Source organism: Clostridia bacterium, from assembly GCA_028698525.1.
Lineage (GTDB): Bacteria > Bacillota > Clostridia > JAQVDB01 > JAQVDB01 > JAQVDB01.
The window spans coordinates 47123-55021 of the sequence record JAQVDB010000003.1; the positions used below are offsets into that span (position 1 = coordinate 47123).

Annotated in this window: 8 protein-coding genes; all 8 read left to right on the forward strand. The window is 32.5% G+C overall.

Annotated elements, in window-relative coordinates; genetic code table 11:
- Nucleotides 1–31 precede the first annotated feature (31 nt).
- Nucleotides 32–1240: a sporulation protein YqfD gene (gene yqfD / locus PHP06_00810; protein ID MDD3839100.1), complete on the forward strand. Its 1209-nt coding sequence runs from the start codon at nt 32–34 to the stop codon at nt 1238–1240.
- Complete coding sequence (locus tag PHP06_00815; protein MDD3839101.1) at nt 1233–2204, forward strand: PhoH family protein; 972 nt, start codon at nt 1233–1235, stop codon at nt 2202–2204. The genes yqfD and PHP06_00815 overlap by 8 nt, the downstream gene beginning before the upstream one ends.
- 24 nt (nt 2205–2228) lie before the next feature.
- Complete coding sequence (locus PHP06_00820) at nt 2229–4376, forward strand: HDIG domain-containing protein (protein MDD3839102.1); 2148 nt, start codon at nt 2229–2231, stop codon at nt 4374–4376.
- Between the two features lie 2 nt (nt 4377–4378).
- Nucleotides 4379–4858, forward strand: a complete 480-nt coding sequence (ybeY, locus tag PHP06_00825; GenBank protein ID MDD3839103.1) for an rRNA maturation RNase YbeY — start codon at nt 4379–4381, stop codon at nt 4856–4858.
- A gap of 11 nt (nt 4859–4869) precedes the next feature.
- Entirely contained in the window at nt 4870–5574 is a 705-nt protein-coding gene (locus tag PHP06_00830) for a diacylglycerol kinase (protein ID MDD3839104.1), read from the forward strand.
- Between the two features lie 13 nt (nt 5575–5587).
- On the forward strand, nt 5588–6049 hold the full coding sequence (gene cdd, locus PHP06_00835; protein MDD3839105.1) for a cytidine deaminase: 462 nt from the start codon (nt 5588–5590) through the stop codon (nt 6047–6049).
- Between the two features lie 68 nt (nt 6050–6117).
- Entirely contained in the window at nt 6118–7011 is an 894-nt protein-coding gene (era, locus tag PHP06_00840) for a GTPase Era (protein ID MDD3839106.1), read from the forward strand.
- A gap of 265 nt (nt 7012–7276) precedes the next feature.
- The coding region (recO, locus tag PHP06_00845) for a DNA repair protein RecO (protein ID MDD3839107.1) at nt 7277–7899 on the forward strand (623 nt) is incomplete at its 3' end.

Genomic DNA, 7899 nt, shown 5'->3' on the forward strand with positions numbered 1-7899 from the left:
TTTAGTTTATACCGTATAAAGGGTGGTACTTTTGAAAATAGAATTGTGGAGTTATGTAAGAGGTTATGTTATTATAAAAATAGAAGGATTATCGGTAGAAAAATTTTTAAATTTGGCTGTCCGTGAAGACATCCATATCTGGGATGTACACAAGCTCAGTCATATAGTTTTAACAGCAAAAGCCACAGTTAAAGATTTTAAAAGATTAAGCAATATAGCTCAAAAGGTTAAATGTAATATTTCAATAATAGAAAAAAAAGGACTGCCTTTTATTATTTATAGGTTAAAGATAAGGAAGATGCTTGCAGCAGGGGCTGTGCTGTTTTTGTTAATATTGTATTATCTGTCTTCTTTTATTTGGGATATAGAAATTCAGGGTATTAAAACGGTAGATGAAAATTATGTAATTGATAAATTAAATGAGTATGGAGTAAAGATAGGTGTAAAAAAACGAAGCATAGATACCAATCTGCTGGAGAATAACTTGCTATTAAATCTCACTGAGTTTAGCTGGATAGGCATAGAGATTAGAGGTACTAAGATTATTGTCAATGTAGTAGAAAGTATAGAAAAGCCGGAAATAATAGACGATCAAGTACCATGTGATATAATTGCAGTAAAGGATGCTATGGTAGAAACTATAGTTGCTTTTAATGGGAATGCTGTTGTACAGCCGGGGGATATTGTAAAAAAGGGTGATATCCTTATAACAGGTATTATTGAATTGGACCAAGAACGCTGTTTTTATGTACATTCAATGGGTGAAATTATAGGAAGGGTTTGGTATGAATCTGATGCGGAACAGGATTTGCAAGAAATCAAAGTAATTCGTACAGGCAATAAAGATGAAAGGAAAATTTTAAAAGTATCCGATCTGGAGTTAATTATTAAGGAGAGGGATCAAGACTTTAACAAGTATCAAAAACAAACCAATGAAAAAAAACTTATAAATAGCAACATATTTGATTTTCCTATATATATAAAGAGTGAGATATACTATGAAACATATGAAAAAAAAGAAAAGATAAATATAGAGCAAGCGCAAAACATCGTTAAAGATAAAGCTTTGCAAAAAATAATGGATAGAATACCCCCAAATACCAAAATAGTTGACAAACAGTTCAGTTTTAGTATCATAGGGAAAAAGAGAATAAAGGTAAAAGCTATTATAGAAGCATTAGAAAATATAGGCAATAAACATCCTATCAATATCAATCAGGAGGAAAACAGTATTGAGTGATCAACTAAAAGAGAAAACCATAAAGGTAGAGTCTGTAGATCAAGTAATAAATTTGTTTGGTAGTCAGGATAGAAATATAAAGGTGCTGGAACACAAGTTAAATGTGAGTGTAGTGTTGAGAGAAGATGAAATTAAAATCAGTGGAGACAGGTATGGCGTCGAGTTAGCGCAAAAGGTGATAAAAAAACTATTAGAAGTTATTAAATCTGGTGAAATAGTAGATACCTACAAGATAAAATATGCCATAAAACTTGCGAAAGTCGGTAAAGAACACTTTTTAACCGATTCGTCATCAGATGTTGCTTGTATCACTTATAAAGGAAGGCCAATAAAATGCAAAACTCTCGGCCAAAGATTATATCTGAACTCAATGCTGAAGAATGATATTGTTTTTTCGATTGGTCCGGCAGGGACGGGCAAGACTTATCTTGCAATGGCTGCTGCAGTCAAGGCATTTAAGGACAAGAGCGTTTATCGAATAATTCTTACTAGACCAGCTGTAGAGGCAGGTGAAAAACTGGGTTTTTTGCCAGGGGATCTTCAAAATAAAGTTGATCCTTATTTAAGGCCTTTATATGATGCATTATATGACATTATAGGTGGCGAAGCTTTTGATAAATATATGGAAAGAGGTTTGATAGAAGTAGCACCACTGGCTTATATGAGAGGCAGAACGCTGAATGATTCTTTTATAATTTTAGACGAGGCTCAAAATACTACCCCAGAACAGATGAAAATGTTTTTGACTAGGATGGGGTTTGGTTCAAAAGTTGTGGTTACAGGTGATATAACTCAGACCGATCTGCCGAATGGCAAATTTTCTGGATTAAAACAAGCTATTAAAATATTGCAGAATATAAATGGTATTGATTTTGTATATCTAGATGAAAATGATGTGGTAAGACATGAGCTGGTGAAAAAGATAATAAGAGCTTATGATACTTACAAAGAAGAAACAAATTAATAAAAATGCTGGGAGATGTTTTCTATGCCATCTACAGGGTTAAAACTGGACAAGCGTCCAAAAATCTCTATAAATAAGTTCAAGAGCAGCAATTCGTTGAAAAATATCCTTGTTGCTATTGTGACATATATAATAATTTTTATAATTATTTTATCCAGCATAATGCCAGAAAGGTATGATGTTAAGGCTGGAGAGGTAGCACAGCAAAATATAAAGGCTACAAAAGATGTTGTGGATATATTGACTACTGACCGGTTGAAAGAACAAGCAATGGAAAAAGTGATGGATACTTATAAATTAGATACCGATATAACTCAAAATGCCATAGACCAATATAATGATTTTTTTAATATTTTAAAAAATATCAGACAAAACGCCCAATCTATGCAAGATGATACTGTAGAACAAAAAAATGTTAATGATAACATTTCAACAGATATACCAGATGAAAACCAACAATTTTTTTTAAAATACAAGGACGAATTCCCTTTTAAAGTATCTACTAAGGATTTGACAACTGCATTTACATCGGATATAGAAGAGATTAACCTCATTCAATCAGAAGGTTTATCGTTGCTCAAAAAAATTATGAGTGCTGGGATTAAGTCAGACTCACTTTACCAAGCAAAAAGTGATATACTGGTTGAACTCCAAGATTTGGATATCTCGAACGAGGTAAGAACATTAGGTTATAATATAATTTGTTCTGCTATTAAACCTAATTTAATATATGATGAAACTACTACCACTATGGAGAGAGAAAAAGCTGCTGAAAAGGTAGAAAAACAGATATATAAGAAGGGCCAAAATATAATAAAAGAAGGAGAGATAATAACTCGGGAGCAGATTGCAGTACTTGATAGTCTCGGTATTCTAAAGAATGAAAAGATAGATTTTACCATATATATTGGAATCGGAATTATAATATTTATGTTGGAACTAATAGTCATATTGTATTTAGTACTGTATGAAAGAAAATTGATTGAAAAGCCCAGTTATATGTTGCTACTGAGCTGTTTATCAATTTTATTTTTATTCGTGGCATATTTGACAGCAAAGATCAACCTTTATCTTATACCTGTTTCTGCATTTGCTATGCTTTTATGTATATTGATAAATGCGCGAATAGCTATTGTAATAAATGTAGTTTTAGTACTTTTGATCGGGTTAGCAACAGGCAATGATGTAAATTTCATTATAATTTCAATTGTGGCAGGTTCAATAGGTGTATATAAGGTAGCAAATTCTCAACAGAGAAATTCACTGGTATGGGCTGGGCTGATAGTAGGTATGACTAATTTCCTGATGATGCTATCTCTTGGGATAATATCAAATACAGAGATAAATAGTATATTAAGCGAGAGTATTTGGGGTGTTGGCAATGGGGTGTTGTCATCTGTTTTAACAATCGGAACATTGCCGATGTGGGAGAACCTTTTTGGTATAATAACACATGTAAAACTGCTTGAGTTATCAAACCCTAACCAGCCGGTACTAAAAAAACTATTAGTAGAGGCTCCTGGAACATATCATCATAGTATAATCGTGAGTAATCTTGCTGAAAGGGCAGCGGAAGCAGTAATGGGGAATCCTGTATTGGCTAGGGTGGGTGCGTACTATCATGATATAGGAAAGTTAAAGAGACCGTATTTTTTCAAGGAAAATCAATTAAACAACCAAAACCCTCATGACAAAATAAATCCAAATCTAAGTACTTTGATTATTACATCACATACAAAAGATGGACTGGAAATAGCCAAGAGGAATAAGCTTCCTAAAGTGTTATGTGATATCATAGTCCAGCATCATGGAACTACTTTAGTGGCATATTTTTACCATAAGGCGAAAACAAAAAATAAAACCGATGAAATATATGAGGAAAATTTTAGATACCCAGGCCCCAAACCTCAAACTAAAGAATCGGCGGTTATCATGCTTGCTGATTCTGTTGAGGCTGCTGTTAGAGCAATGAATGGGGCGGGAAAGGGAGAAATAGACGGATTCATAAGAAAGATAATCAAGGAAAAACTAGATGATGGACAATTAGATGAATCTGATCTGACATTAAAAGATTTAAATAAAATAGCATTGGCTTTTTCTGAAGTCTTGGTAGGAATTTTCCACGAGCGAATAGAGTATCCAGATTTAAATTCAAAACATGAGGTGGAATAGGCATGGTGCTAATAGACAATAGACAAGATACTTATGATATGAGTGAATACAATAATTTAATAAATATTGTAGTTCAAGAGGTGTTTAAACAGGAAGATATAGCAATAAATTTTGAAGTCAGCGTGTCGATAGTGGACGAATGCGAGATAAAATATCTGAATTATGAATATAGAAAAACAGATAAAGTTACTGATGTATTGTCTTTTCCCCTATATGACCTTAAGCCGGGCAAACCTATAGATATCGATAAATTAGATTGTATTCCAGGTGAAGAGGCGCCTTTAGGTGATATAGTCATTTGTTTTTCCAAGGCGGTTGAACAGTCTATCGAATACGCCCATTCAGTTCAAAGGGAGCTATCTTATTTGTTAGTTCATGGGACTTTGCATTTATTGGGCTATGACCATATGGATGAGGAACAAACAAAGATAATGAGGGATAAAGAAGAAAAAGTATTAGATGCTCTATCTATTAGAAGATAGGAGATAAATTTATGTATAAGAAATCAAAAAATCTTATAGATAGTTTTAACTATGCAATAAAAGGGCTAATCTATGCATTTAAGACACAAAGGAATATGAAAATACATATTTCCATTTCTATAGTTGTTCTGCTGGCCAGCCTTTTTATGGATTTTAAAAAAAATGAGATAATACTTTTATTCGTTACGATATCCTTGGTTATTGCAGCAGAGTTACTGAATACAGCCGTTGAGGCAGTAGTTGATATTTTATGCAAAGATTATCATCCTAAAGCGGAAGTTGCCAAGAATGTAGCAGCCGGATCTGTTTTAGTGACTTCTATAAATGCGATATTTGTGGGATATCTATTATTTTTTGAAAGGTTGAATATATCTGTCAATAATATAATTAACAAAGTTACAAATTCGCCTGCTCATATTACATTTATTACCCTTATAATAGTTTCTTTTGCAGTAATTATATTAAAATCCCGCAGCAAAAAAGGCACTTTTCTTAAGGGAGGTATGCCTAGCGGGCATAGTGCAATAGCTTTTTCAGTAGTTATAATAATTTCTTTTATTGTAAAAAATACCCTTATAATTTCTCTTTCAATACTGCTTGCAATTCTTGTAGTTCAAAGCAGAATAGAATCGGGGATACATAATGTATACGAGGTGATAGCAGGTGCTGTGCTAGGAACATTGATAACTACTTTGATCTTTCAAATTTTCACATAAATAACGTTGCGGAATGTTAGTGCAGCAGGAACAATTAAGCAACAACATAATTTATAAAGATGGAAGTGAAATAATGATTGATAATTATGGTCTGATAAAGATGGCAAATGAAGCAAGAAAAAGTTCCTATTCTCCTTATTCTAATTTTAAAGTAGGGGCTGCTGTTTTGACATCAAATGGGAATATTTATACAGGGTGTAATGTTGAGAACGCATCTTTCGGTGCTACTAACTGTGCCGAAAGGACAGCTATATATAAGGCAGTTTCGGAGGGTGAAAGGGAGATAAGAGCAATTGCAATTGTAGGAGACTCCCAGGAATTGACTTTCCCATGCGGCATTTGTAGGCAGGTAATATTTGAGTTTTCAAACAAAGATACCCTAGTTATTGTAGCAAAGTCTGATGGAACTTATAAAATTTTCAATATATCAGAACTTATACCTTTTTCATTTTCAAAAAAAGATATAGGTCATTGACTCTAATCATAATTTTATTTTTATAATTGGTTATCTATATAACAGTATAAATATAAGGAGGTTGTTATTTGAGCAGTAAATTCAAATCCGGTTTTATTACAATTGTTGGTCAGCCAAATGTTGGGAAGTCTACTTTGCTCAACAAGTTGACGGGGGAAAAGGTTGCTATTGTATCTAATAAACCTCAAACTACAAGAAATACAATAAAGAGCATATTAACTAGTGAAAAATATCAGTTTATATTTATAGATACCCCGGGTATTCATAGACCTAAAAATAAATTGGGGGATTATATGGTGGAGGCTGCTACAAATACTTTTAAAGAAGTAGATATAATTTTATTTGTCACAGATTTATCTAGAGGCAGTAAAGATATAGATTCTAGGATTATTCAGATGTTTAATGATGTAGATACACCGGTGTTTTTGATAATCAATAAAGCTGATATAATTGATAATCGGATTATAAAAGAAAAAGAGGCCGAATATAAATCATTATATGATTTCAATGATATAATTGAGATATCCGCTTTAAGAGGTACTAATGTTGACATATTAGTAGACAAGATTTATTCAGTTATGCCGGAAGGCCCTAAATATTTTCCCGATGATATGTATACAGATCAGCCTGAAAGGACTATAGTGGCCGAGATAATAAGAGAAAAGATATTAGAACTGCTTGAACAAGAGGTGCCCCATGGTATCATGGTAGAGGTTGATACTTTTAAAGAGAGGAGCAATCGGAATATAATTTATATATCTGCTAATATAATTTGTGAAAAAAATTCACATAAGGGGATAGTGATAGGTAAACGGGGTAATATGTTAAAAGAAATAGGCAGAAGGTCAAGGGCTGAAATACAAAATTTGCTGGGTACTAAGGTTTATTTGGATTTATGGGTTAAGGTTAATAAAGATTGGAGAAACAAGTCAAATTATTTAAAATTTTTTGGTTATAAGTAACAAATAATATTTTTACTATGTTTTTAGTTTGATTTAGCGGTTATTTTTTCATAGAATACAACTTCCCGGGCAGGGCAAAATATATTATGAAAACCTCATAAAGGAGGAACAAAATGATAACTGATCTATTGTGGAACATATTTGAGAAATCTGGAATGGTGAATATATATTTATTATACAAACAAATAAATAATCCGGATAAGGAGTTGTATTCAAATAGGACTAAAAACCAAACAATTAATGTAAAGTAAGCGGGAGGATGTAAGTGAATCTAGTAAATACTAGTGCAGTGGTTATAATGCACACGAACTTCGGGGAAGCTGACAAAATATTAACATTATTTTCTCCCACCATGGGTAAATTACAGGTATTATGTAAAGGCTGCCGAAGGACTAAAAGCAGCCTACTGTCCGCCTCCCAAATTTTTTGTTATGGGGATTATTTATTATTTAAAGGAAAGAATTTGTATACGCTATCCCAGTGTAATGTTTTTGAAACTTTTTATAGCTTAAGAAATGATTTAAAACGATTGGGATATTCTTCATATATAATAAATCTATGCAGAGAAGCAGTACAAGAGGGACAGCCAAACCCACGTCTTTTTAACCTTCTTGTAAATATTTTAAAGCAAATTTCCTATTCAGATCAGGAACTAGAAAAGCTTGTACTTATTTTTGAATTAAAATATTTAGATATATTAGGGTATAAGCCTTATTTGCATGATTGTGTAAATTGTAATCAACGAATATATGAGCGGGATTTTAGATTCAGCACTAAATTCAACGGAATTATATGTAATAAATGTTTAAAATATGATTTGAGTTCTTTGAAATTAAGTATAGCTGCTTTTAAAACTATGAGCTATATACTGGAGAATGATATAGGCAG

Excerpts from the sequence above, each read along its gene's own strand:
- PHP06_00820 (MDD3839102.1), top strand. The coding sequence starts at position 2,229 with ATGCCATCTACAGGGTTAAAACTGGACAAGCGTCCAAAAATCTCTATA.
- ybeY (MDD3839103.1), top strand. The coding sequence starts at position 4,379 with ATGGTGCTAATAGACAATAGACAAGATACTTATGATATGAGTGAATAC.
- PHP06_00830 (MDD3839104.1), top strand. The coding sequence starts at position 4,870 with ATGTATAAGAAATCAAAAAATCTTATAGATAGTTTTAACTATGCAATA.
- cdd (MDD3839105.1), top strand. The coding sequence starts at position 5,588 with ATGTTAGTGCAGCAGGAACAATTAAGCAACAACATAATTTATAAAGAT.